Origin of the sequence: Haloferax sp. Q22 (assembly GCF_001482285.1) — an archaeon.
Taxonomy (GTDB): Archaea; Halobacteriota; Halobacteria; order Halobacteriales; family Haloferacaceae; genus Haloferax.
Map to the genome: position 1 here is coordinate 57,868 of NZ_LOEP01000016.1, position 23,360 is coordinate 81,227.

Genomic DNA, 23,360 nt, shown 5'->3' on the forward strand with positions numbered 1-23,360 from the left:
CAACTCCCGCTTACGCCCGCGCCTCGTCGAGCCACGCGGGTTCGTCGACGGTCGTCGAACCGACGCCCGTAAGCGAGTACTCCCACGACCCACTCACCTCGGTCCCGTCGTCCATTCGTCCCGAGAACGACCACGATTCGGAGCGCGAGAGGCCGTCTTCGTCGACGAGGACGGCGTACTCGAAGTTCGTAACCTCCAGGTTCCCGGGCTCGCCCTGCGCCGCGGCCGAGCCGGCGAGAATCAGCGCCTCGCTCGCGGTCGATAGCTCGTAGCGCTCGACCGACACCCCGTCGAACGTCTCGGTGCCGGCGAACGTCAGGTCGTCGTCAGCGCCGTACGCGCGAGCCTGCGAGAGCGCGATGGCGGTGGCGAGAACCTCCATCGATCCCTCGTAAGAGGTGTACGTGGCCTCGTCGCCGTCGCCAATCCGGACGTACGTCACGCCGTCGGCGACGTACTGTTCGACGTCGCCCGCGTCGGACTGGCCGTCGGTCGTCGATGTCGTGCGACTGTACGACTGCTCAGCTTCGAGGTCGGCGTAGAACTCGCGGGTGACTTGGGTCTCGACGCCGTTCGCGTCGACGCCGGTGTACGACCAACTGACGGTGAAGCTCCCGGCGTCGCGGAGGAGACGCTCGGGGTCGCTCAACTCGAAGTCGTCGGCGTCGGTTGACTCGCCGGTATCCGCGCTGTCGCCGCCGTCGGTGGGGGAGTCGGTGTCGTCGGTGTCGCCGGCCGGCGCGACGTCCGCGCCGCCGGCACAGCCGGCGAGGAGCACGAGGACCGCGATAATCAGGACTGGAATGCGGTTGGAATACACGACAACCGTACGACGAGTAGAATCTTAAGTAGGCACAGCAAATCCCGGTCGTATCGGCGCGACCGGCGGCGAAACTGATGGATGAAAACCGTGAGCGGAGCGTTCAGGCCGTCACCGACGCCGACTGCGGCACGTCGCGGTGCGAGACGCGGACCTCGACGCCCGACGGGGTGACGGAGACGGTCACGTCGTCGACGGTGCGTTCGTACTCTGCGGTGTGGGTGCCCGACCGGGAGATTCGGAGGCGCTTCGAGAGGAGGCCGGCGTCCACGAGCGGGTCGAGCTTTCGGTACGTCGTCGAAAGCGGGAGGTCGCACGCCTCCGAGAGTTCGCTCGCCGAGCGAGCGACGCCGTCGGTCGCGTCGAGGATGCGTCGGCAGTCGTCGTCTTCGAGAAGCGAGAAGAGCGCGTCGACCGCGGCGTGGTCGTCGACGACGCGGGGTTCGGACGAGGCGGACGGAGAGCGGGTAGCGAAGGGGAACGAAGCCTGACTCATACTTCTGTAGAGCCGCCGGACGGGGACCAACGGACAACCACGATAGCGTGGGATGTTTATATACTCCGACGCCGGGAGGACGGCGGGGCCGGAGTCGCTATCCCTCTTCGAGCACGTCACCGAGCAGTTTCGTCAGGGCGGCGGCGAGGTGTTCCGAGAACGTCGATTGGTTGATGTCGAGTTCGGCCGCGACCTCGGTCGCGTTGGCACCCCGCGGGCGCTCGAAGTAGCCCATGTCGTAAGCCGTTTGGAGGACTTCGAGCTGACGGGTAGTGAGCTTCCCGCGGTCGACGAAGACGCTGTCGCCGGGGGCGTCGCCGGTGGGCGAGCGCACGAGCCGCTTGATGTCGAGTCCGGGGAAGCGGTCGCGAAGCTCGCCGATGACGGCCTGCAACTGCTCGTAGTCGGCGGCGTGGAAGACGAGCGTCAGACTGCCGCGCTGGGCGAAGTAGCGGTCGACCGGACAGCCGAACTCGCCGAGGCACTCGCACGGGCAGCCCGCGCTCCCGTCGTGGGTGTAGCGGTAGAGGTGCTTCGAGCCGTAGGAGAAGATAGGTTCGAGCGCGGACGCCTCCGGCGGGTCGTCGGCCTCGACGACGAACTCGGAGACGCTGACATCGCCGGGGGTCGAGACGACGCTGGTCGAGACGGAATCGACGACGGAGTCCGTCGAATGGGCGACCGAGGCGACGGGGCAGACCGACGGCGAATCGAATTCGACCGTGGCGCGAATACCGGCGGGCATGTGTTACGTGCGGGCGACTCGGGGTTCGCCGGTGGACGCGGCGACCGCCGCGACGGGGGCCGCCCCGAAGGCGACGACTGCGGGCATTACTGGTCGGACTCCGCGGCGTCCAGTTCGACGGCCCGGCCGCCGAGCGTCTCGGGGTCGAGTTCGAACAGCTGGATGTCGAGGTCGCGCTTCGTCTCGCCCCAGATTTCGAACAGCGGCCGCTTGGCCTTGCCGTACTGAACGATGCGTTCGACGGTCAACTCGTCGGGGTCGACGCGTTCGAGCGTCCCCTCGGCGATGATGCTCCGATAGCTCCCGTCGTTCGACTCGTGGACGACGAGTCGGGCCCGCGGCGACGACGTGAGGAACTGCCGTTTTTCGCTTTCGGGTGTGGAGACGAGTCGGAGATAGAACCGACCGGTCTCGCCGTCGTAGCCGTAGGAGATGGGAATCGCGTATGGTTCGTCCGCCTTCGCGAGCGAGAGGACGCCCGTCTCGTGACGGGACAGGACCTCGCGTATCTCGTCGGGCGAGAGTTCGGTCTGTTGGTCCAGAGACATCGGTTCGTACCACCAGACTCGCGGCCGACGTAATTACTGTTACTTCTCGGCGACGCCCGAGAGAGTCGAGTCGGGTGATATCGGCGGACTCGGTCGCGACTCGGTCGCGGGGGCGCGCGCTCAGGTAGTCGAGAAGTCGTCGGTCGTGAGCGCGGCGCTGCAGATGACACAGCCGTTTTCGAGGAGGGCGTCGCGCATGGAGTCGTTGACCAGCATGGACTCCGCACACTCCGGGCAGACGAATGTGTAGTCCGCGCTGTCGCTCATGTGGTTCGTAGTACGTGTGGCACACGTATATGTAGCCTACTGTTTTTCGAACGCCGGTGTCGCGGTGGAGCAAGCGCCTCGACCGGGCGCGCGGGCGCGATCAAAAGGTGAAGCTCACGCGGAACATGGGTCGAAGGCGTCGGTCGAGACGGGACTCCCGCAGATGGGACAGCCGCGTTCGAGGACCGCGGCGCGCATCCCGCCGTTGACGGCGAAGCCCTCGCCGCACTGCGAACACGTGAAGTCGTAGTCGTCCGTCGTCGTCGCGTTCATCAGTCCACCTCCGGCGAGGCGAGCGCCGTCTCGGTTCGCTCCGTCCGCCGCGCGGCGGTGCGCGTCGCGGTCATCGCGACCGGCCCTCCGCGCCGTCTTCGCCACCGTCGGTGGCGACCTGCCGGAACGCGAGCGACACGCCGGCGTCGTCGAACGAAAACGAGAGCGTGTCGAAGTTGGTCGCGAACTCCCGCGGGTGGTGCGTCGCCGTCTGGATACGGAGTCGCTCGTCGAGGAGCGCCGCCTCGGTGAGCAGGTCGAGTTTCCGGTAGACCGTCGACAGCGGCACGTCACAGAGTTCGGCGCACTCCTGTGCAGTTCTCGGGGCCTCGTCGCAGGCGGCGAGGATTCGCCGGCTGTCGCCGTCGCTGAGCGCCGAGAGAGCGCTCGATGGGTCAGAGAGGACGTGGCTGCGGCGCGAGTTTCGGGTCAACGACTGTTCGACGGCGGAGACAGATGACGTGTTCATACATCTATAGACAGCAGACAACGGGAGGTATCTCCGCCCGCGCTATCCGGGGTGGTTTAAGTACTCGACCCGTCACCAGCTTCGAGTTGCGCCAGTCGGCGACGCACCGCGGGGTTCGAACTCGGCGCGAGAATGAAGTGACCCGCGCCCATCGTGAGGCTCCGCAGGTACCAGTAGACGACGCGTTCGATCGGGCGGAACCGCCCGTCGGTTAGCGCGACTGCACCGCGCCACGCGTTCCGCCGGCCCTCGCGGAGCGTGAAAAACGACAGCGCCTCGTCCAGCCGACCCAGCGACTCGTCGATGTCGGCGATGCCGTCGGCGTACCGCTCGGCGATGAGGTCCTGTTCCTCGTCGACGAGGCTGCGGAGGACCCGGTTGATGCGGCGGTGGTCGTCGTACTTCGCGGGGCGGTCGGGGTCGATGCCGACCTCGTGGAGCGCCAGCGCGAGGTCGTAGTTCACGTGCGCGTTGACGCCGAGCAGCACGTCCTGTACCACGAGCGACTCCCCGGCGAGCGCCGTCTCGAAGGAGAGCTGCCACGGGTCGGGCACGTCGTCGTGGTCGCCGCGCTCGAAGGCGTGGAACGCCCGGCGGTAGTGGTCGGCGAAGGTGACGAGGTAGTCGGCGACCCACTCGGGGTCGGTGAACTCGTCGCCGCCGAGGCCGCGGTCGACTTCGGCGGTCACGCGGACGTAGATGGTCAGGAAGGCGGCTCGGCGGTCACCGCGCTCGTACAGGAGCGATTCGAGCGCCGACAGGCGGTCGTGGGCGTCGGCCACGTCCCGGAACGGCGCGTCGACGAGGTCGAGAATCTCATCGCTCGCGTCACGGGCGACGCCGGCGAGCGACGGGTTCGGCGTCCGCACCGCGGCCGCGAGCTTCCTCCCCTCCTCGAACGTCGTCCGTCGCATGAGCTGAATTCTCAGACGGTCTCGGCTTCGATAACGATACCGGCGCGAACGCGCTCGCGACCGAGAACCGTCCGTGGAGCGCTCACGCGCGCCGGCGCTGAAGCCCGGACCGGGAGTCGATACGAAGCTCCCAGCCGAGGATGTCCTGCATCGGCTCCGTCTCGGAAAACAGGGTCGGATACCACGCGTTGTCTTCGAGTACGTCGCGGACGCGGTCCCAGTCACCGTCGTCAACCCGGTGGAGTTCGCCGTCGACGACGACGCTCTCCCACTCGTCCCGCGAGGGGGCGTTCCAGACGGCGAAGCTCGCGCGGGCGGTCCGCTCGGCGAACTCGGTCTTCTTCGAGGACTCGCCGGGGCGGAGGAAGACGAAGTAGAGTCGCTCCCGCTCGGCGTCGTACCCGAACGAGAGGGGAATCCCGTAGGCGACGCCGTCGTCGGCGAGCGAGAGGACGCCGACGCCCTCCTCGCGGAGCAGGCGGTCTATCTCCTCCGGCGGCATCTCGATTCGGTTGTGTTGGGCGAAGTCAGGGGCCATGGTAGATATACGCTCGGAGATGGCATAAGCCTGCCAGCGACCCGGAAACCGGCGACCAGCGACCGACTGGCGACCGCCGCGGCGCTCGCTAGCTCGACCCCGACGCGCGACGCGGGGCTTATCCCCGGCGGCGACGAACCGCGGGACGACACCCGGATGACGGTGAACACACTCCACCGGCCGACGCATCGCGACGCCCTCGTCCACCTCGAAGCCGCCTTCGAGCGCGGCGACATGGTGACGATATTCGGGCGGTGCACGGTCGACTACGACGGCCGCGCGACGAGCGAACTCGGCCCCGGCGACCGGCTCGTCGTCCTGAAGCCGGACGGCTCAATTCTGGTCCACACCGACGAGAAGCGGACGCCCGTCAACTGGCAGCCGCCGGGGTGTACCCACTCCGCGAGCGTCCGGGACGGCCGGCTTCGGGTCCGGAGCACGCGCACGAGCCCCGACGAGCGACTCGACGTACATTTCGAGCGCGTCGAGCAGTGTTCGTCCTACGCCGTCAACGACCGCAGCGACCTCGAACTCGTCGGCAGCGAGGAAGACCTGCGCCAGCACATCCTCTCGGACCCCGACAGCCTCGAACCGGGGTTCGAGCCGCTGGAGACCGAGCGACAGAGCGACGCGGGCGCTATCGACATCTTCGGGAAGGACGCGGACGGCGTCCCGGTCGTCGTGGAGTTGAAACGGCGACGCGTCGGCCCCTCGGCGGCGAGTCAGCTTCGACGGTACGTCGATGCGCTCCATCGGGAGTTCGGCGACGACGAGCCGATTCGGGGCGTCCTCGTCGCTCCTTCGGTGACTGAGCGAGCGGCGGACATGCTCGACCGCGAGGGGCTGGAGTTCGTCGCGCTCGACCCCGAGACGGGCGAGCCGCCGGTCGAGGAGGACGACGGCGAAACCAACGGTTCAGATGGGGGCGAATCGGAAGAAGACGGCGACGGCGACGACGCCTAATCAGTCCAGGCCGGCGGCGGCGACGAAGTTCTCGACGGTTCGAGCGGCCGTCACGTCGTCGAAGTCACGGTCTGCGTCGGCGTCGGGCCAGCCGAAGTCGTCGGCGATGCGGTCGAGGAGGGCGGCCGTGAACTCGGGGTGGTACTGGACCGTCCACACGGGCGCGTCCTCGTGGCGCGTCGCGAGGTGGTCGTAGTAGTCCGCGGAGGCGACGGTCTCCATGCGGTCGCCGGGGGCGACGACGTAGTCGCCGTGGACCATCGGAATGCGCCCGGAAACGCCATCGAACAGGGGGTCGTCGCCGAGGTCGACGTCGGCGATACCGCGGCGTTGGTCGCCGGCTTCGACGGTACCGCCGAGGGCGTCGTTGACGAGTTGGTGGCCGAAGCAGACGCCGAGCGTGGGGAGTTCGCGGGCGACGAGGTCGCGGGCGAGCAGGCGCGCGTCGTCGAGCCACGGCCGCTCGTCGGCCTCGTAGACGCCCGCAGTGCTCCCGGTGAGGACGACGGCGTCGACGTTCGAGAGCGTCGGGAGACCGTCGTCGGGGAGCGAGTGAACGGTCCCCTCGCGGCCGTCGAGGGCGAGGTCGGCGAGGGCGTCGGTGAAGTACGCGGGGCCGTCCGCAGGCATGCAGTCGCAGACGAGTAGCATTGTCCGAACCGTGGCGACGGCGGCGCATAAGACTGTCTCCCGGCCGGAACAGTCTGCCCCTTTGCTGTCACCGGCCCGAGGGTGATGAATCGACAGCGCCGGGGGGAGTGCGGGTCGATGGGGTTCGCAGACCCGAACAGAGCGAACCGGCGTGCGAGCCCCTGACACGACCGCGGCGGGCGAATGAAGCTTCGAAGCGTTTTTAGCCCGCCTGACCCTTCGGTTTCACAAGTAACCATGTCAGACAAACCCGCCTCTATGTACCGGGAGATTACGAACCCGGCGTACACCCGACGCGAGTACATCACGGGTATCCCCGGTTCGAAGATCGCACAGCACAACATGGGCGACCTGCAGGCCGACCCCGAGGACTACCCCGTCCAGATCAGCCTGAAGGTCGAAGAGGAAGTGCAGATTCGCCACGGTTCGCTCGAATCCGCGCGTCTGTCTGCCAACCGTCTCATGCTCAAGCACGCGGGCGAAAAGCAGTACAAGATGATTCTGCGTAAGTTCCCGCACCACGTCATCCGCGAGAACAAGCAGGCGACCGGCGCGGGTGCGGACCGTGTCTCCGACGGGATGCGCCAGTCGTTCGGGAAGGTCGTCGGGACCGCCGCTCGCATCCCCAAGGGCGAGACGGTGTTCACCATCTACTGCGACGTCGAGGACGCCGCGACCGCGAAGGACGCCTTCCGCCGCGCGTACAACAAGATGTCGCCGCCGTGCCGCATCGTCGTCGAGCGCGGCGAAGAGCTGCTCGTCGCGTAAGTTCGCGACCTCGCGCCGGCGCGTGCTCGGAACGCGCCTCGCCTCGAACCCACCATTTTTCCCCCGGGACCTCGCCTCGTAGCGTATGCTTCGGTTGGCGGTCACCACCTCCAGCGAGACGTTCGAGCGAATGCGCGGCCCGCTCGGCGACCGCGGCATCGACGTGGGGCACCTCCGCGCCAAGGAGTTCGCGCTCGACCTCTCGACGCCGCCGACCGAGTCGTTCGACGTCGGCTTCGTCTACCCCTCCCGCCCGATGGAAGGCGGGGTCGTCACCGCCAGACACGACCTCCCGTGGGTGAACACGCGCGAGGACGTGCTCACCTCGCGGAACAAAGCGGGCGTCATCGCGGCGCTCGAACGCGCCGGCCTGCCGGTCCCGCGGAGCGTCTGCGTCTCGAACCCGGCCGACGAGTCCGACCTCCTCGACGCCGTCGAGTCGGCGGGCCTCGACTATCCGGTCGTCGTCAAGCCGAACTCCACGACGCGCGGCGTCGGCATCGCCAAGGCCCACGGCCCGGACTCGCTTTCGGGGCACGCGGACGTGCTGAGCCTCGTCCACGACTTCCGGGCGACCGGCGACAAGTCGTTCCTGATTCAGGAGTGGCTGCCGGACGCCCGCGACTATCGGGCGATGGTGCTCGACGGCGAAGTCGTCGGCGCGGTGGAGCGCCGACTGCTGGACGGCGCGCGCGACGGCGGGCGCTGGAAGCACAACGTCCACCGGGGCGCGGAGGCGGTCGGCGTGGACCTCCCGAATCGACACCGCGACCTCGCCGAGGCAGTCGCCGACGAGTTGGACATTCGCTATCTCGGGGTGGACCTGCTCGAATCCGACGGGCGGGTCGTCGTCTCGGAGACGAACGCCCGCCCGACCATCGACGACGACGCGAAGTACGACGACGGCTTTTTCGACCGACTGGCGGCGCTCGTCGAGCGGGTCGCAAAGAAGTCCTGAGCGGGCCGCGGCGAAGTCGAGTCGCTACTCGACGTCGATAGCGGCGGAGTCCTCAGCGCGGTCGAACGTGACCTGCAGGACGCCGTTGTTGAAGGTGGCCGATGCGGAGTGCTCGTCGACGCGGGCCGGGAGGCGGATGCGTTCGTCGTACTCGCGGCGGTCACCGGCGGCGCTGATAGTCAGCGTCTCACCGTCGCACTTGAGGTCGATGGCGTCTTTGTCGACGCCCGGGAGGTCCGCGACGAGTCGGAGTGTAGAACCCTCATCGTACACGTCGATGTGGGTCTCGGAGGCGAATCCGGCGTCGCCTCCGGTCATGTCGTTCATCATCCGTTCGATTTCGTCGAAGATGTTGTCGAACGGGTCGTCGCGGTCGTCTCTGACCATGGAGGCCGCTATGAAATCGGAGGATAAAACGTTTCTGCCTGTGACAGTCACCTGGCAGCGAATCGCCAGTATTCGGCCGCGAGCGACCGTCTACGGACGGACGGCGCGTCCCCGTGTGGGCGTGTCAATTCCCGTTCGTGTGTGACCGATAGTGATTGTTTCTGTAGTAATGTTGATTGCGAATGAAAGGTAACGTTCGATTCAGTCGGATTTACCGAAACAGATATACTGCTGCAACTGGGATATTGATATGGATACTACTCGAACATGAGTGAAAAATCCTACCTCAGCGCGGGCGAGAACGTGGATGAATCGGACGTGGTGCGGGTGGCACTCAACGGCTTCGGCCGCATCGGCCGGAACATCTTCCGTGCCGTCCTCGACAACCCGAAGGTCGAATTAGTCGCCATCAACGACGTCATGGACTTCGACGACATGGCGTACCTCGCGAAGTACGACTCCGTCATGGGCCGACTCGACGGCGTCGAGCGCGACGGCGACTCGCTGTCCATCGGCGGCACCTCGGTTGGCCTCTACAACGTCCAGTCCCCCGCGGAGCTCCCGTGGGGCGAACTCGACGTGGACGTGGCGCTCGAATGTACGGGCATCTTCCGCACGAAGGAAGACGCCTCCGCACACCTCGAAGCGGGCGCGGACAAGGTCGTCATCTCCGCGCCGCCGAAGGGCGACGAGCCGGTCAAGCAGATCGTCTACGGCGTCAACCACGACGAGTACGACGGCGAGGACATCGTCTCGAACGCCTCCTGTACGACCAACTCCGTCACGCCGGTCGCGAAGGTGCTCGACGAGGAGTTCGGCATCGAGAACGGCCTCCTGACGACCGTCCACGCCTACACGGGCAGCCAGAACCTCATCGACAGCCCCCACGCGAAGCAGCGCCGCGGGCGCGCCGCCGCCGAAAACATCGTCCCGACGACGACCGGGGCGGCGCAGGCGGCCACGGAGATTCTGCCCCAGCTCGACGGCAAGCTCGACGGCATGGCGATTCGCGTCCCCGTGCCGAACGGCTCGCTCACCGAGCTCGTCGTCCGCCTCGAGGACAAGCCCTCCGTCGAGGAGATCAACGACGCCTTCCGCGCCGCGGCCGACTCCGGCCCGCTCGCGGGCGTCCTCGGCTACACCGACGACGAGGTCACCTCGCGTGACATCCTCGGTCTGCCGTTCTCCAGCACCGTCGACCTCAACACAACGAACCAGGTCAACGACGGCGGCCTCTACAAGATTCTGACGTGGTACGACAACGAGTTCGGCTTCTCCAACCGGATGCTCGACGTCGCCCACTTCGTCACGCACCAGTAGACCCCTCCACGAATCGCCCGCCCTTTCAGCGCGACTTACCCACCACTAAGTAATCCCTCTACGTTCTTCCACCCGATGTTCAAGACCCTCGATGACCTCGACCCGGAGCAATGCGTACTCGTCCGACTCGACCTCAACTCGCCGGTCGAAGACGGCGAGGTCCAAGACAACCGACGGTTCGACCGCCACGCGGAGACCGTCCGCGAACTCGCCGAGGCCGGCCACCGCGTCGTCCTCATGGCCCATCAGGGCCGCCCCGGCGACGACGACTTCGTCTCGCTCGAACAGCACGCGGACATCCTCGCGGGTCACATCGACCGCGACGTGGGGTTCGTCGCTGACACCTACGGCGACGAGGCCATCGCCGCCATCGACGCGCTCGAAGCGGGCGGGGTGCTCCTGCTCGAAAACACGCGGATGTGCGACGAGGAACTCCCCGAGGAGGACCCCGAAGTCAAGGCCGACACCGAGTTCGTCCGGACGCTCGCCGAGCACGTCGACGCCTACGTCAACGACGCCTACTCGGCGGCCCACCGCTCGCACGCCTCGCTGGTCGGCTTTCCGCTCGTGTTACCCGCCTACGCGGGCCGCGTGATGCAGACCGAGTACGAGGCCAACTCCTCCATCGCCACCCGCGAGTTCGACGGGCAGGTGACGATGGTCGTTGGCGGGACGAAAGCCACGGACGTCATCGACGTGATGAACAACCTCGGCGACAAGGTCGACCAGTTCCTGCTCGGCGGCATCGCCGGCGAACTGTTCCTCCGCGCCGCCGGCAACGACGTGGGCTTCGACCTCGAAGGGATGGACTTCTTCGACGACCAGTGGGAAGCGAACCGCGAGACCATCGAGTCGCTGCTCGACGAGCGCGGCGACCAGATTAAGCTCGCCGTCGACCTCGCCTACGAGGACGAGACCGACGACCGCGGCGAAATCGCGGTCGCCAACATCACGGAGAAGGACCGCGCGTACCTCGACGTCGGCTCGATGACGGTCGACGAGTACGACCCCATCATCCGCGACTCCGAGGCCGTCTTCGTGAAGGGCGCGCTCGGTCTGTTCGAAGACGAGCGCTTCGCGGTCGGCACGACCGGCGTCCTCCGCGCCATCGCCGAGACCGACTGCTTCTCGGTCGTCGGCGGCGGCGACACTTCCCGCGCCATCGAGATGTACGGCATGGACGAAGACGACTTCGGCCACGTCTCCATCGCCGGCGGCGCGTACATCCGCGCGCTGACCGGCGCGCCGCTCGCCGGCGTCGAGGCGCTGAAGCAGGACTGAAGCCGCGCTCAGGAATCCGCGTTCTTTTCTGCGACGATACCGGCGGCACCCTCGACGAGTAACACCACGCCGGCTGCGAAGATGACGAGCGTCAAGACCGCGGTGAGAGCCCCGCCTGCCGGGAACGAACCAGCGGCGCGGACCGCGAGTGTGTGGGATGCGCTGTACGACGCACCCCCGACGAGCACCGCGCCGCCGAAGACAGTTTGTCGGTCACTAGTTTCGAGGACGAGAACATCCGATTCAGCCGAATCTGTCGGCTCGTCGTCGCGGGTGTCGTCACCGTCGCGGTTTGGGTCGCCGCTCATACCTCGGCCTCCGAGTCGATGGCGAAGTGAGACATACCGGCGACACCGAGCGCTTGAATAAAAGTGTCACCCAACGTTGATAGCCGACGCCGCCGAACCGACGCGCATGAAACTCGGCGTCGTCTCCGACACGCATGACAACCTCGACTACGTCGAAGCCGCGGTCTCGCACTTCGAATCAGAGGGTGTAGACGTGGTCGTCCACTGCGGCGACATTGTCGCGCCCTTCTCGGCCGCGCCGTTCGACGCGGACTTCGACTTCCACGCCGTCCGCGGCAACAATGACGGCGAGTGGGCGCTCCGCGAGGCGGTGGACTCGTTCGGCACCTACCACGACGACTTCGCGCACCTGACGCTCGACGGCCAAGAGATAGCGGTCTACCACGGCACCGAGGCCGGACTGGTCGATGCTCTCGTCGACTCGGGGACGTACGACTTCGTCCTGCGCGGCCACACCCACGAGCGGGTGGTCGAACACCGCGGGAAGACGACGCACATCAACCCCGGCGGCCTGCCGATTCCCGGGGCTGACGACGAGTTCCATGTCGCGGTCGTGGACCTCGACACGGGGAACGTGGCATCGCGGTCGCTGTGAGCGGCGAGTCGAGTTGGTAGCCCGCTTACGCCTAGTATTCATCGGGCTATCGTGTGAAACAGCCGCTCAGTAGTACATGCGGAGTTATTGACTGACTGTCGACGACCCGGCGGAATAGTCTCGATGAGTTGAACTGGCCACTTCCCTTCTCCACGATATGATGACCGACGAACTCGACACCTTGCTCGAATGGTTCGACTTGAAGGACGAACTTCGGACGGGATGGGTGCTTCGGAATATCGACTCGCCTGAATCGGTCGCAGCCCACACGTGGGGGACAGCGTCGCTTTGTCTGCTCTACGCCGAGCAGGAAGAGATTGACCGTCAGAAAGCAGTGACGATGGCACTCATTCACGACCTCGGCGAAGCTCGAACGGGCGATATCGCAACCCGCGCAGAGGAGGGACGCCAGACCACTCCCACGTCCGAGAAGGAGGCAGCTGAACGGAGCGCAGTAACCGATCTCGTCGGACCTTTCAACGACAGCGAACTGCTGGCGCTCTGGGAAGAGTACGAAGCCCGTGACACCCCGACGGCACAGTTCGTCAAGGACATGGATCTGATCGATAATTGTCTCCAAGCGCTCAAGTACGAGCGCCAAACTCGGTACGACGAGGCCGAGGCGAACGATCACTTTGCCGAGTTCGAGAATTTGGACGAGTTCTTTGCTACCGCCGCGCCTCGCCTCCGGACAGCGTTCGGACAGAACTTGTTCGAGCAAATCAAATCGCAGTACGAACGAGAACTCGGGCGACCCTGCCAACTCTGAATACGTCTTTCAGTCGCAACTTCCCTGGTCGGTGTCGCACCTGTACTGACCGCAGAGAGTCTGACTACACCATCTGCTAAGGAGTTCAAAGAGTCGAATGGGTGGAAAAGCCGCGACCGCACCGAACTGAGCAGACGATTCGTCGATTAGTCGTCCGCGAACTCTGCGCGCGCCTGCTCAGCGAATCCAGACGGGCTACCGGAGATACCGATACCGAGCGTCTGGTCCGTGAGTTCCATGCTCGTCTGCTGGTCTTCGATGTCGAACATCGCGCGGATGGCGTCGACGTTCTCGGGAATCACGTCGGACTGCTGGTGGATGGCTTGGAACAGGTAGAGGTCCCGGCCGTTGACGCCGATAGACTCGCCCCACACACAGTTCTCCCACATGTCGCCGCGCGGGCGGCCCGCGTCGAGTGCGAAGTCCATGAGCTTACCCGCGCCGTCGATGCCCATGCCCTCCGGGATGACGTAGACGCGGTTCTCGCCTTCGAGCAGTTGCCGGACGTGCGCGCCGGTCACGTCGTCTTCGAGCGTGACGTTGAGCGCGTGGACGTGCATCAGCGTCGCCGGGACCTTCAGCCCGAGCGTATCGATTTCGAGGTCGGGGAAGATGGTCTTCACGTCGGGGCCGTGGTGAGAAGGAATCTTGATCGGGTTCGGCAGGATGTCGTTTATCGGCCCACGGGAGTTCTGTCCGGGGTCGCCGCCGCGGCGGACGAGCGTCGCCCGGACCTTCTCGACGCCGTACTCCGCTTCGAGCGGGGCGATGATGCGCGAGAGACCGGTCGTGTTACAGGAGACGACGCGGACGTAGTCGGCGTCGCGGGCGGCGTCGAAGTTGGCCCGCGCGTTGAAGCTCACGTCGGCCACGTCGGCGTCCTCGCCGCCCTGGAAGATGGCGGGCGTGTGGTGTGTCTCGTACAGTTCGCGGTTCTCCGCGCCGATGCCCGACGGCGTGCAGTCGACGATGATGTCCGCCTCCGCGACCAGTTCGTCCACCTCGCCGGCGAGGTCGACGCCGGCCTCGGAAAACAGCGGTGAACGTTCGGGAATCGCGGCGTACATCGGGTAGCCGCGTTCGCCCGCGGTGTGCGCTTCGAAGTTGGGCTGGGTCTTGGCCACGCCGATGAGTTCCATGTCGGGCTGCGCGTTGACCGCGTCGGCGACGCGCTTTCCGATTGTGCCGTAGCCGTTGACACCCACTCGTATCATGGGTGACAAACGACCGGGCCCGACTATAGTTATTTCGATGGTTAATACTTAGAAATTAACTCTCGGGCGAGTGAGTCCCTTGATTACCTCCGAGGCGAGTGAAACCGCCGATTCGGGGCGACGGGGCGGGAGCCGAACGCGAGGGGGCAGATGGGAACGCCTAACAGCGCCGCCGGCGCAGGTTCCCCCATGCCCGAATCCGACGCAGACCTCCGCGCCGCCAGCGAGACGGCGGTCCGCCAGTGTCTCGACCTCCAACCCGACGAGTCGCTCGTCGTCGTCACCGACGACAAGCGCGAGCGTATCGGCGAGGCGCTCTACGAGGTCGCCAGCGAAGTGACCGACGACGCGACTATCGTCCGCTACCCGCCGGGGAACCAACACGGCGAGGAGCCGCCCGCGCCGGTCGCCGCCGCCATGCAGGCCTGCGACGCCTTTCTCGCGCCGACGACGAAGAGCCTGAGCCACACCCGCGCCCGCGGCAACGCCTGCGACGCCGGCGCTCGCGGCGCGACGCTGCCGGGCATCACCGAGGAAGTGTTCGTCACCGGCCTCGACGCCGACTACGACGACATCTACGACCACAGCGCGGCGATGCTCGACGCCGTCGGCGACGCCGACGAACTCCGCGTCACGACCGAGACGGGCACGGACATCACGTTCGTCCGCGGCGACCGCGAGTGGCTCGCCGACACCGGCGCAATCGCGGAGGCTGGCTCGTTTTCGAACCTCCCGGCGGGCGAAATCTTCCTCAGCCCCGCGTCCGCGACGGGCACCTACGTCGTCGACGGGACGATGATGCCTCACGGCCTCCTCGATGAGGGACAGGAACTCCGCTTCGAGGTCGAAGACGGCTACGTCACCGATATTTCCGACGACGACATCCGCGAGCAGGTCGAGGCCGCAGCCGAGGAAGTCGGCGACGACGCCTACAACCTCGCCGAAATCGGCATCGGAACCAACGTCGGCGTCACCAACCTCGTCGGCTCCGTCCTGCTCGACGAGAAGGCCGCGGGCACGGTCCACATCGCCATCGGCGACGACGCCGGCATCGGCGGCGACACCGACGCGCCGCTCCACCTCGACGGCATCATCCGCGAGCCGACGGTGTACGCCGACGGCGAGGAAGTCGACCTGCCGCGGCCCTGAGTTCGGACCGAGCGCCGACACGCTGATTTTAGCCGACGAGACAGCGTCCGCCGACGGTCAGCGCGCACGATTCGAGACAGCGCAGTTCGTTGCGGTGGGCGAGGTAGACCGCGCCATCGACGACTGCAATCGACTCGCGCATCTGTCCAAACGGAATCGGACCGCGACCGAGGGTCGACCCCGTCCGCGCGTCGAAAGCGTAGAGATACTGCTTGGGGTCTTCCGCGTCGGTGAGTGCGGGGACGTAGACGACCGACCCGGCGACGACTGGTGTCCAGCTTATCGCCACCGAAGCCGCCGGGTCGAACGACCAGACCGCCTTGCCGGTGTCGAGTCGGCGAACCGAGAACGCACCGTCGGCAACGTAGTAGACGAGTCCTTCAGCGACCGCGATGCCCGCAGGGGTTCGCCTACTGGCGGGCTTTCGCCAACGAATCTCGCGACTCCGCCGGTCGAGCGCCGCGACGAAGCCGGGGTCGCCGTCGAGCGGGACGAGAAGCGTGTCGCCTGCGACTGTGACGGGTCCGCCGACGGGGAGCGACCGTTCCCACTTTCGCGCACCGGTTTCGAGGTCGAGCGCGACGAGGCCCGCCTCGCCCCCACGGAAGGGGACGTAGACGGTTCCGCCGGCCGCTGAGAGCATCAGCGGACGGCGGCGGGAGGCGAATCCGGCCCGCCACACTGGGTCGCCCGTCTCTGCGTCGACCGCAACGACGCCAACGGGCGGAATTCGCTCCCCGTAGGTCGCGGTCACAACCAGACCGCCGGAGACGACCGGCGGGGCGGTGCGCGGATACGGTCTTCCAGTGGTCGGCACCGGGTGAGTCCAGCGGAGGCGTCCGTCGGTCGAGAGCGCGTGAAGCCCGTCGAACGACCGGACGTAAACGCGGCCGTCGGCGACGACCACCGAGTCGTGGTGGGAGGCGGGGCCGTGCGTCTCGGCTTCGGTGACGACGGTTCGCCACAGTTCTTCCCCGCTCGTCGCGTCGAACGCGGAGACGACCGTCTCGTGGGCGACACCGTACTCGCGGGTATGCAGGTGATACACGGTCCCGTCGGCGACGACCGGAGAACTCGTCGGATACCCCCCGAACACGTCGGTGCGCCACGCCACGTAGAGGTCGCCGGTCGGTCCGTCAGCGGGCGAAAACCCGGTTCGGGCGTCATCGTACCCGCGGCGCGACCACGTCCCCTCGTAAGTCGGCGAGTCGGCGGTGACACAGCCGGCAGTCGCGGCCAGTCCGGCGGCTCCGAGCGAGGTGAGAAACCGGCGACGTGTCGGACCGGACATCGTGCAAATGTTGGCTTAGTAAAAACAAAAACCGACCGGCTGCGACGCTTCCGCACCGGCGCGGACGCCCACCCCCGCTACCAACACCCACGGTCGAGTGGAGAAAGGCGGCTTTTTACGGCCTGATGGGCTAGCGACCCGTATGAGCCTACCCGACGCCGGCGAGCGCGTCCCCCTCTCCTGTCCGACGTGTTCGCCCGACGAACCCACCGTTCACGAGGTGCTGAAGCCCGGCGGTCACTCGACCGTCCGGTGTACCGAATGCGGCCACGTCCACAAGGAGAAAGTCGAGATTCCCGACGAAACCGAGATGAACGTCGTCGTCTCGCAGGACGGTGACTCCGTCTCGACCGAAGTGCCCGTGCCGGTCGGCACGACCATCGAGGTCGGCGACGAGTTCATCGTCGACACGCCCGAAGCGATTCAGCTCGTGCGCATCACGGGCATCGAAGTCGGCCCCGAACAGCGCGCCGACGAGGCCGAGGTGGCCGACGTGAAGACCGTCTGGACCCGCGTCGTCGACAACGTCGCGGTCAACGTCACCATCCACCCGAAGGACGGCAAGCGCGAGGACACCCGCAGCGTCACCGTCAACGTCCCCGGCGACTACGAGTTCGTCGTCGGCGAGACGGAGGCGTTCGGCGACGAGGAGGTCGAAATCGAAGGCCTTGTCGTCCGCTCGGACGCTCCGGAGTACCGCCACGGCAAGCTCGACCACCCCGGCGACATGGTGTACGCGAAGGACGCGAAGCGCGTCTATGCCCGCGACCAGACCTCGACCGCGTGGTCGGTCTGGTAAGGGCGAAAGCGACGCCGAAACGCTCCGCCACGCCAACACCGGGCGGCACCGCCCGCCCAACGCACGACCTTTTGTCTCCCGACCCGTCGGTGCGACCATGCCTACCCGCGACCGGTCGCAGTCGTCGGTCGAATCGCTCGCGCTCCTGTGGGCCGCCCGCGAGAGCGGCGTCATCGACGCGCTCACGACGAGCGCCGGCACCGCCGAGGCTGTGGCCGAGACCGCCGGTATCGACTCCCGAGCCGCCCGCATCACGGTCGAGGCGCTGGCCGCGATGGGCTTCATCAAGCGCGTCGGCGACGAGTACGAGATAACCAACCGCGCGCTCGGCTTCCTCGCCAAGCGCGACGTTCGCTCCATCGGTCGCCTCCCGCACGCGCTCGACCGCTTTTCGCTCTACGCCGACCTCCCGGAGACGATGGTGTCCGGCGAGTCGCCCGCGCTCCCGGACGACTGGCTTCGGAACCGACTCGGCGCGCACGACGCCGCCGAGGAGTCGGTCGTCCGGGCCTGCGTGACTGCCGCGGTCCGCGAGGCGCCCGACGCGACGCGCGTCCTCGACCTCGGCGGTGCGTCGGGCGTCTTCGCCCGCGAGTTCGTCGCCCGCGGCCGCGACGTGACGCTCGTCGACGACGCCGAGACTGTGGAAGTCGTCCGACCGCTTCTCTCCCGCGCCGGCGTGGATCTCGTCGCGGGCGACTCGACCGACCCGCCGGTATCGGGCTTCGGATTGGTCTTCGTCGGCGACGCCTTCGCTGGGCGCGACCCGGACGGCGCGCGAGCGCTCGTCTCCGGCGCGCACGACACCCTCGAACCCGGTGGGTCGGCGGTGTTCGTCGATAGTCTCCACGGGCGCTGTCCGACCGAGGCGACTGCGGGGCGGGCGGTGGACGCGCTCGCCACCGGCCGCGGCGACCTCTACGACGAGCCGACGGTTCGCTCGTGGGTCGAATCGGCCGGATTCGGCGGCTGTACGGTCCGAGACGTGCCAGGGACCGACCTGCAGGCGGTCGTCGGCGAGCGTGCGGTTGATTAGGACCGACCTCCGAGTTCGGCTATGGACAACTCGGTGCTGCGCGACGACATGGTCGACGGCCTGGAGCACTCGCTGGAGTCGCTCCCGGAGGCCGTCTCCATCGCCATGCGCAGCGTCCCGCGACACGAGTTCATCACCGACTCGCCGTACCAGAACCGCCCGACGGAGCACCGCGACACGAACACGACCATCCTCGCGCCGACGACGGTCGCGCGCCTGCTCTCCGCGCTCGACCCGCAACCGGACGACGAGGTACTCGTCGTCGGCGCGGGCGTCGGCTACACCGCCGCGGTCCTCGCCGAAATCGTCGGCGACGCCCGCGTCCACGCGGTCGACATCACGCGTTCGCTCGTCTACGAGGCCCGCGAGAACCTCCAGCGCGCCGGCTACGGCGGCGTCCTCGTGGACTGCCGCGACGGCGCGGAGGGGCTGGCCGACTACGCGCCGTTCGACCGCATCCTCGTCGAAGCCTCGGCGGTCCGCCCGCCCGCACGACTCCTCGCGCAACTCGCCGACGGCGGCCGGCTCGTCATGCCGAAAGGCGTCGGCGAACAGACGCTCGTCGCCGTCGAGGACGGCGAGGTGGCCGAGTCGTTCGGCCCGCTGTCGTTCAAACCGCTGCTCGTGGACGGCGAACAGACGGGGAGCATCGTCAGAAACCGGACGCGACGCGAGGACCCCGAGTACGAGGGCCGGGGCTGGCACGCCGGCCACGGCTGGGAACAAGACTGGATAGACTGGGGCGGTCGCGGGTAGACGAGTAGGACTGAGCCCTCGACGTGTCGGCCGACGTGACAGTCACGCTTCTCCGAGCGCGGGAACCACCAATTTACGATTTAGCCGCGGAGCGCGTAACTAGAGCCGGTGAATCAACCATGGAGAAGAACGTCGGCGGCTACGATCGCATCGCGCGCGCCGTCCTCGGACCAGTGCTCATCGTCGTCGGGGCGGCGAGCCTCGCGGGCTTCCTGACCATCGCAGCCGGAACCCTCGGACTCGTCGTCGCGGTCGCGGCGCTCCTCGTCGGAGCGGTCCTCGCGACCACGGCAATCACCCAAAAATGCCCGCTGAACGACCTGCTGGGCTTCAACACCTACGAGGGCGCGAAGACGACCGAGACCGAATCCGCGGGCAAGCCCCGCGCGCAATAATCATTTTCGAGTGAGCTGCTGACGGCAGCTCGTGTTCCGTGGGTTGAACCGTGCGAGCGGACGATTCGTATTTCGCTTTGGTTATCAAAACAGATATCTCGCGGGAAACACCTTTCTCGCCCCTCCCGAGACCAGGAGTAGCGATGACGCCACCACTCCCGACGCGGGAACAGCTCCCGGACGACCTCCTCGAACGGGCCAACTGGGTCGGGTGGCAAACACGGACCCGTGACGGTGCCGAAACGACGGTTCTGAAGGGCACGACCGGCGGGCTCGCGTCGGTGACCGACGTTTCGACGTGGACGACGTTCGACGAAGCGCTCGCGTACGCGCGGGACGGCCCCGCCGACGGGGTGGGGTACGTTTTCACCGACGACGACCCGTTCGTCGTCGTCGACATCGGCGAGTGCCGCGACAGCGAGACCGGCGCGACCGAGCGCTGGGCGTGGGAACTCGTCGACCGCCTCGACTCTCACACGCAGGTGAATCCCTCGGGGACGGGCTGTCGCGTCCTCGTCCGCGGGACGCTTCCGTCGGGAAGCGACCGAACTGAGAACCTCGAACTCTCGGACGGCGCGGGCTTTTTCCCCGCGACCGGCGACCGACTCGAAGGCACGCCCGCGGCGATTGCCGAGCGGAGCGACGTGCTCGCGGCAATTCACGGCGCCTACTTCGAAGCCGGCCCGGAGCCGTCGCCGGCCCCGGCGGTCGACTCGGTGGCTCCGGATTCGTCCGGTGTGCCCGTTGACGCGCGCCTCGACGAGGTGAGCGGCCCGGGCAACGACCTCGCGGACGGCGAGGTTATCGACCGCGCTTCGACCGCGGTGAACGGCGTGAAGTTCACCCATCTGTGGCGGGGAGACACCAGCGGCTACGACAGCCACGACGACGCGGACGCGGCGCTGTGTTCGATTCTCGCGTTCTGGACGGCCGGCGACGCGCGCCAGATGTGCCGCCTGTTTCGAGACTGCGAGCTCTTTCGGCCGAAGTGGGACGAGGTGGCGCACGCGGACGGGTCGACCTACGGCGCGAAGACGGTCCACCGCGCGATTCGAGAGACGAGCGAGTTCTACGACCCGTCTGGCTGGTCGAGCGCGGTTCGACCCGCGACGACGCCCACGGACGAGGACCGACGGGGAGACAGCCGGTCCGACGGCGCGCTCGACGGGCAGCCCGACGACCCCGGGTGTGAACCACGGGGACCGCCGCCGACCACCGCGTCGCCGGTTGGCGAGCGCGAAGCGTTCGACCGCTTCAGCGAACTCCGGGCGCGGCTCGACGACGCTGTCGACGAGAACCAGCGACTCCGCGACGAACTCGACGCGGAGCGCGAGCGCCGGCGCGACCTCGAAGCACGGGGACGCGGTGGCGGGGCCGGTGAGAGAGACGAGAAAGCGGGGCGCGGGTGGTCGCTGTTCGACTGGCTTCGGTCGTGAGCGACGCTATGTTAGCTGTGTTCTGAGCTGATTCACGATTTGAGTCCGCTTCCGGTGAGCGGTACGACCACGTCGGCGTCGCGGTCGAGGACGCCCGAGAGCCGCAGTTCGCGGAGCGCCGCGGGTGCGACGGCGCAGGTCGGCTCCGTATAGAAGCCGTGGCGGTGGAGCCTGTCGAGTTCGTCTTCGACCGCGTCGGACGAGAGCGCGATGGCGTCGCCGCCGGTGTCGTCCAGCGCCTCGTGAATCTCGGCCTCGCGGACGGGGTCGAGAATCTGGATGCCGTCGGCCACGTCGTTCGTCTCGTCGGGCGTGTGGTGCCGAGCGTCGGCGATGGGTGAGTAGCCGGCGGCCTGCGCGCCGTACAGTTCGGGCATCCGGTCGGTCCAGCCCGCCTCGTAGAGCGCGCGGAAGCCGCGGTACGCGCCGAGGAAGAGCGTCCCGTGGCCGAGCGGCGTGACGACCGCGTCGGGGACCGACCAGTCGCGCTGGGCGGCGATTTCGTAGGCGACGGTGGCCGTGCCCGCGAAGAACGCGGGGTTCCACGCATGACTCGCGTACCACGCGTTGTCGGCCTCGACGGCCTCGACGCAGGCGTCGGTCACGTCCTGTCTGGAGCCCTCGATTCGGACCGGCTTGGCCCCGGCGCGCTCGATGGCGCGGACCTTCGAGGGCTTGACCGACGCGGGCACGTAGATTTCGGCGTCGATGCCGGCGCGGGCGGCGTAGGTCGCGACGGCGGCCCCCGCGTTGCCCGAGGAGTCCTCGACGACGCGTTCGACGCCGAGCTCTGACGCGAGAGAGAGCATCGTCGTCGCGCCGCGGTCCTTGAACGAACCGGAGGGGAAGACGTACTCCAGTTTGAACGAGGCCTCCCACTCCACCGCGTCGACGAGGGGCGTCATCCCCTCGCCAAGAGTCGCGTGCGGCTCGGTCGGCAGGAACTCGTCGAACGCCCAGAGGCCGTCGCGGTAGTCGAGGGCGGCGTCATCGGGGGTGGCCGCAGACGGCGTCGGGTCGGACGCGAAGTCCAGCGGCTCGCCGCAGGTGCAGCGCCAGCGCCACGCATCGTACGTCTCGCCACAGGCGTCGCACGCGAGTCGGAGCCGAGCGGGGAGGTCGTGTGATGTCGTCATGGGAAGTGAGGTGGTGGGTGGGTGTGGGGTGAGGTGGTGCGGGTGAAGTAAGTCAGGGGTCAGTACGTGTCGAGGTCGATGCCGACGGAACAGACGTACTCGCCGGAAGCGACCTGCGGGAGGCGGCGTGCCCGCCAGAAGATGCCGTCGTGGTCGGCGGTGACGCGGGCTTTGAGCTTGCCGAACACGTCCGTCACCTCGAACACCACGTCGCCGGCGGAGACGCGCTCGCCGAGGTCGCGCTTGAACCGGACGAGGCCGCCGACCGGCGAGCCGTACTGGTCGAAGCCGCGGGCGCGGGTCTGGGCTTCGAGTTCCACGTCACCGTCGAGGAAGTCGTACCCGCGGAGGACGTTGTAGACGCCGCGGACACCCTTCTCGATGCTCTCGTCGTCCCAGCCGACGCAGCCGCCGAGTTCGGGGTCGATGGTCGGGATGCCGGCGTCCGGGCCGGCGCGGGCGAGTTGGCCGTCGGGGCCCTTCTGGTCGAGGACGTAGCCGCAGCCGAACGTCTTGGCGAGTCGGAGGCACTTAGCGTGCATCCGGTGGTGGCGACCGCAGCGGACGCGGACCTCGTCTATCATCTGACTCGTCGAGCCCTGATGGAGGTCGACGATGAGGTCGGCGTCGCGGGCGGCGGCGAACGTCGCGGCCGCGATGCGCTCCGAGGAGGTGCCGCGCTCGTCGCCGGGGTACGCCCGGTTCATCTTCGTGTCGTCTATGGGGTTGCGGTGCTGTGCGACCTGAAAGGCGTGGTAGTTGACGATGCCGACGACGAGAATCGTGCCGGAGATCTCCGCGGGGTCGAGCTGCGGGACGACCCGCTGGATGACGCCGACGCCGTTGAGTTCGTCTCCGTCCGAGGCCGCCTGCATGTAGAGCGTCTTGCCCGACGACGCGCCGTTGATGACGGCGACGGGCAGGCCGACGCTCCCGCCGTCGCGGGACTCGCCGACTTCGAGACGGCCCACGTCCATCTCCCCGGGGGCCGCGCTCGCCGTTCCCAAGGTAATCATATCGCCAACCTCGGACCCGCCTCCCTTTAGGGGTTCGGTCCGCTGACCCCCCGAGGAAAGCG

At 67.4% G+C, this 23,360-nt stretch carries 29 protein-coding genes; 13 read left to right on the top strand and 16 right to left on the bottom strand.

The annotated features are described in order from the left end of the window. Window positions 1-10 precede the first annotated feature (10 nt). The 9 genes from AM590_RS05645 to AM590_RS05680 all read right to left on the bottom strand — a co-directional run bounded on the left by AM590_RS05645 (window position 11) and on the right by AM590_RS05680 (window position 5,070). Window positions 11-820 (bottom strand): hypothetical protein, encoded by an 810-nt coding sequence (locus AM590_RS05645; RefSeq protein ID WP_058826625.1) that lies wholly within the window; start codon window positions 818-820, stop codon window positions 11-13. A 103-nt stretch (window positions 821-923) separates the two neighbouring features. After that, window positions 924-1,316, bottom strand: coding sequence for a helix-turn-helix domain-containing protein (locus tag AM590_RS05650; RefSeq protein ID WP_058826626.1), 393 nt, complete (start codon window positions 1,314-1,316; stop codon window positions 924-926). Window positions 1,317-1,413: 97 nt separating this feature from the next. Then, entirely contained in the window at window positions 1,414-2,061 is a 648-nt protein-coding gene (locus AM590_RS05655) for a helix-turn-helix domain-containing protein (protein ID WP_058826627.1), read from the bottom strand. 86 nt (window positions 2,062-2,147) lie between these two features. Then, complete coding sequence (locus AM590_RS05660; RefSeq protein WP_058826628.1) at window positions 2,148-2,609, bottom strand: pyridoxamine 5'-phosphate oxidase family protein; 462 nt, start codon at window positions 2,607-2,609, stop codon at window positions 2,148-2,150. Window positions 2,610-2,729: 120 nt separating this feature from the next. Further along, window positions 2,730-2,876 carry a hypothetical protein gene (locus AM590_RS20760; protein WP_172795765.1) on the bottom strand — a complete coding sequence of 49 codons (147 nt, stop codon included), beginning with the start codon at window positions 2,874-2,876 and terminating at the stop codon, window positions 2,730-2,732. 114 nt (window positions 2,877-2,990) lie between these two features. Continuing rightward, window positions 2,991-3,149 carry a zinc ribbon domain-containing protein gene (locus tag AM590_RS05665; protein ID WP_058826890.1) on the bottom strand — a complete coding sequence of 53 codons (159 nt, stop codon included), beginning with the start codon at window positions 3,147-3,149 and terminating at the stop codon, window positions 2,991-2,993. Between the two features lie 70 nt (window positions 3,150-3,219). Continuing rightward, window positions 3,220-3,618 (bottom strand): helix-turn-helix domain-containing protein, encoded by a 399-nt coding sequence (locus tag AM590_RS05670; RefSeq protein WP_058826629.1) that lies wholly within the window; start codon window positions 3,616-3,618, stop codon window positions 3,220-3,222. A 56-nt stretch (window positions 3,619-3,674) separates the two neighbouring features. Further along, entirely contained in the window at window positions 3,675-4,532 is an 858-nt protein-coding gene (locus tag AM590_RS05675) for a DUF5995 family protein (protein WP_058826630.1), read from the bottom strand. Between the two features lie 82 nt (window positions 4,533-4,614). Then, complete coding sequence (locus AM590_RS05680) at window positions 4,615-5,070, bottom strand: pyridoxamine 5'-phosphate oxidase family protein (RefSeq protein ID WP_058826631.1); 456 nt, start codon at window positions 5,068-5,070, stop codon at window positions 4,615-4,617. Between the two features lie 156 nt (window positions 5,071-5,226). Here AM590_RS05680 and nucS point away from each other — a divergent pair, with 156 nt between their 5' ends. Further along, entirely contained in the window at window positions 5,227-6,033 is an 807-nt protein-coding gene (nucS, locus tag AM590_RS05685) for an endonuclease NucS (RefSeq protein ID WP_058826632.1), read from the top strand. Here nucS and AM590_RS05690 read toward each other — a convergent pair whose 3' ends face one another. After that, on the bottom strand, window positions 6,034-6,684 hold the full coding sequence (locus tag AM590_RS05690; RefSeq protein WP_058826633.1) for a type 1 glutamine amidotransferase: 651 nt from the start codon (window positions 6,682-6,684) through the stop codon (window positions 6,034-6,036). 237 nt (window positions 6,685-6,921) lie between these two features. Between AM590_RS05690 and AM590_RS05695 the strand changes: the two genes are divergently transcribed. Both AM590_RS05695 and AM590_RS05700 read left to right on the top strand, forming a co-directional pair. Further along, on the top strand, window positions 6,922-7,452 hold the full coding sequence (locus AM590_RS05695) for a 50S ribosomal protein L16 (protein WP_008091717.1): 531 nt from the start codon (window positions 6,922-6,924) through the stop codon (window positions 7,450-7,452). A gap of 85 nt (window positions 7,453-7,537) precedes the next feature. Further along, window positions 7,538-8,410, top strand: a complete 873-nt coding sequence (locus AM590_RS05700) for a RimK family alpha-L-glutamate ligase (RefSeq protein ID WP_058826634.1) — start codon at window positions 7,538-7,540, stop codon at window positions 8,408-8,410. Between the two features lie 24 nt (window positions 8,411-8,434). Here the strand turns inward: AM590_RS05700 and AM590_RS05705 are convergent, their stop codons facing one another. Then, complete coding sequence (locus AM590_RS05705; protein WP_004970480.1) at window positions 8,435-8,797, bottom strand: Hsp20/alpha crystallin family protein; 363 nt, start codon at window positions 8,795-8,797, stop codon at window positions 8,435-8,437. 267 nt (window positions 8,798-9,064) lie between these two features. Between AM590_RS05705 and gap the strand changes: the two genes are divergently transcribed. Beyond that, window positions 9,065-10,117: a type I glyceraldehyde-3-phosphate dehydrogenase gene (gap, locus tag AM590_RS05710; RefSeq protein WP_058826635.1), complete on the top strand. Its 1,053-nt coding sequence runs from the start codon at window positions 9,065-9,067 to the stop codon at window positions 10,115-10,117. 75 nt (window positions 10,118-10,192) lie between these two features. Continuing rightward, window positions 10,193-11,398, top strand: a complete 1,206-nt coding sequence (locus AM590_RS05715; RefSeq protein ID WP_058826636.1) for a phosphoglycerate kinase — start codon at window positions 10,193-10,195, stop codon at window positions 11,396-11,398. Between the two features lie 8 nt (window positions 11,399-11,406). Here AM590_RS05715 and AM590_RS05720 read toward each other — a convergent pair whose 3' ends face one another. Further along, window positions 11,407-11,706 carry a hypothetical protein gene (locus AM590_RS05720; protein ID WP_058826637.1) on the bottom strand — a complete coding sequence of 100 codons (300 nt, stop codon included), beginning with the start codon at window positions 11,704-11,706 and terminating at the stop codon, window positions 11,407-11,409. Between the two features lie 106 nt (window positions 11,707-11,812). On the opposite strand from AM590_RS05720, the gene AM590_RS05725 reads away from it, so the two are divergent. Together AM590_RS05725 and AM590_RS05730 are read left to right on the top strand one after the other, a co-directional pair. Next, the gene (locus AM590_RS05725; protein ID WP_058826638.1) at window positions 11,813-12,301 is read left to right on the top strand and encodes a metallophosphoesterase; all 489 of its coding nucleotides are present in this window, start codon (window positions 11,813-11,815) and stop codon (window positions 12,299-12,301) included. Window positions 12,302-12,458: 157 nt separating this feature from the next. Continuing rightward, the gene (locus tag AM590_RS05730) at window positions 12,459-13,070 is read left to right on the top strand and encodes an HD family hydrolase (RefSeq protein ID WP_058826639.1); all 612 of its coding nucleotides are present in this window, start codon (window positions 12,459-12,461) and stop codon (window positions 13,068-13,070) included. A 146-nt stretch (window positions 13,071-13,216) separates the two neighbouring features. Here the strand turns inward: AM590_RS05730 and AM590_RS05735 are convergent, their stop codons facing one another. Then, window positions 13,217-14,284: a type II glyceraldehyde-3-phosphate dehydrogenase gene (locus AM590_RS05735; RefSeq protein ID WP_058826640.1), complete on the bottom strand. Its 1,068-nt coding sequence runs from the start codon at window positions 14,282-14,284 to the stop codon at window positions 13,217-13,219. 189 nt (window positions 14,285-14,473) lie between these two features. Here AM590_RS05735 and AM590_RS05740 point away from each other — a divergent pair, with 189 nt between their 5' ends. Then, window positions 14,474-15,433, top strand: coding sequence for an aminopeptidase (locus AM590_RS05740; RefSeq protein WP_058826641.1), 960 nt, complete (start codon window positions 14,474-14,476; stop codon window positions 15,431-15,433). A gap of 28 nt (window positions 15,434-15,461) precedes the next feature. On the opposite strand, the gene AM590_RS05745 is transcribed toward AM590_RS05740, so the two are convergent. After that, window positions 15,462-16,724 (bottom strand): PQQ-binding-like beta-propeller repeat protein, encoded by a 1,263-nt coding sequence (locus AM590_RS05745; RefSeq protein WP_082677682.1) that lies wholly within the window; start codon window positions 16,722-16,724, stop codon window positions 15,462-15,464. A 142-nt stretch (window positions 16,725-16,866) separates the two neighbouring features. Between AM590_RS05745 and AM590_RS05750 the strand changes: the two genes are divergently transcribed. The 5 genes from AM590_RS05750 to AM590_RS05770 all read left to right on the top strand — a co-directional run bounded on the left by AM590_RS05750 (window position 16,867) and on the right by AM590_RS05770 (window position 21,146). Further along, the gene (locus AM590_RS05750; protein WP_058826642.1) at window positions 16,867-17,523 is read left to right on the top strand and encodes an HVO_0476 family zinc finger protein; all 657 of its coding nucleotides are present in this window, start codon (window positions 16,867-16,869) and stop codon (window positions 17,521-17,523) included. 97 nt (window positions 17,524-17,620) lie between these two features. After that, window positions 17,621-18,559, top strand: a complete 939-nt coding sequence (locus tag AM590_RS05755; protein WP_058826643.1) for a bifunctional 2-polyprenyl-6-hydroxyphenol methylase/3-demethylubiquinol 3-O-methyltransferase UbiG — start codon at window positions 17,621-17,623, stop codon at window positions 18,557-18,559. Window positions 18,560-18,580: 21 nt separating this feature from the next. Continuing rightward, window positions 18,581-19,315, top strand: a complete 735-nt coding sequence (locus AM590_RS05760) for a protein-L-isoaspartate O-methyltransferase (RefSeq protein ID WP_058826644.1) — start codon at window positions 18,581-18,583, stop codon at window positions 19,313-19,315. Between the two features lie 119 nt (window positions 19,316-19,434). After that, on the top strand, window positions 19,435-19,710 hold the full coding sequence (locus tag AM590_RS05765) for a DUF2892 domain-containing protein (RefSeq protein WP_058826645.1): 276 nt from the start codon (window positions 19,435-19,437) through the stop codon (window positions 19,708-19,710). A 143-nt stretch (window positions 19,711-19,853) separates the two neighbouring features. Beyond that, a complete protein-coding gene (locus AM590_RS05770) occupies window positions 19,854-21,146 on the top strand; it encodes a hypothetical protein (RefSeq protein WP_058826646.1) in 1,293 nt (430 codons plus the stop codon). Window positions 21,147-21,178: 32 nt separating this feature from the next. Here the strand turns inward: AM590_RS05770 and AM590_RS05775 are convergent, their stop codons facing one another. Together AM590_RS05775 and AM590_RS05780 are read right to left on the bottom strand one after the other, a co-directional pair. Then, window positions 21,179-22,282 (bottom strand): pyridoxal-phosphate dependent enzyme, encoded by a 1,104-nt coding sequence (locus AM590_RS05775; RefSeq protein ID WP_058826647.1) that lies wholly within the window; start codon window positions 22,280-22,282, stop codon window positions 21,179-21,181. A gap of 59 nt (window positions 22,283-22,341) precedes the next feature. Continuing rightward, on the bottom strand, window positions 22,342-23,298 hold the full coding sequence (locus AM590_RS05780; RefSeq protein WP_058826648.1) for a succinylglutamate desuccinylase/aspartoacylase family protein: 957 nt from the start codon (window positions 23,296-23,298) through the stop codon (window positions 22,342-22,344). Window positions 23,299-23,360: the final 62 nt, after the last annotated feature.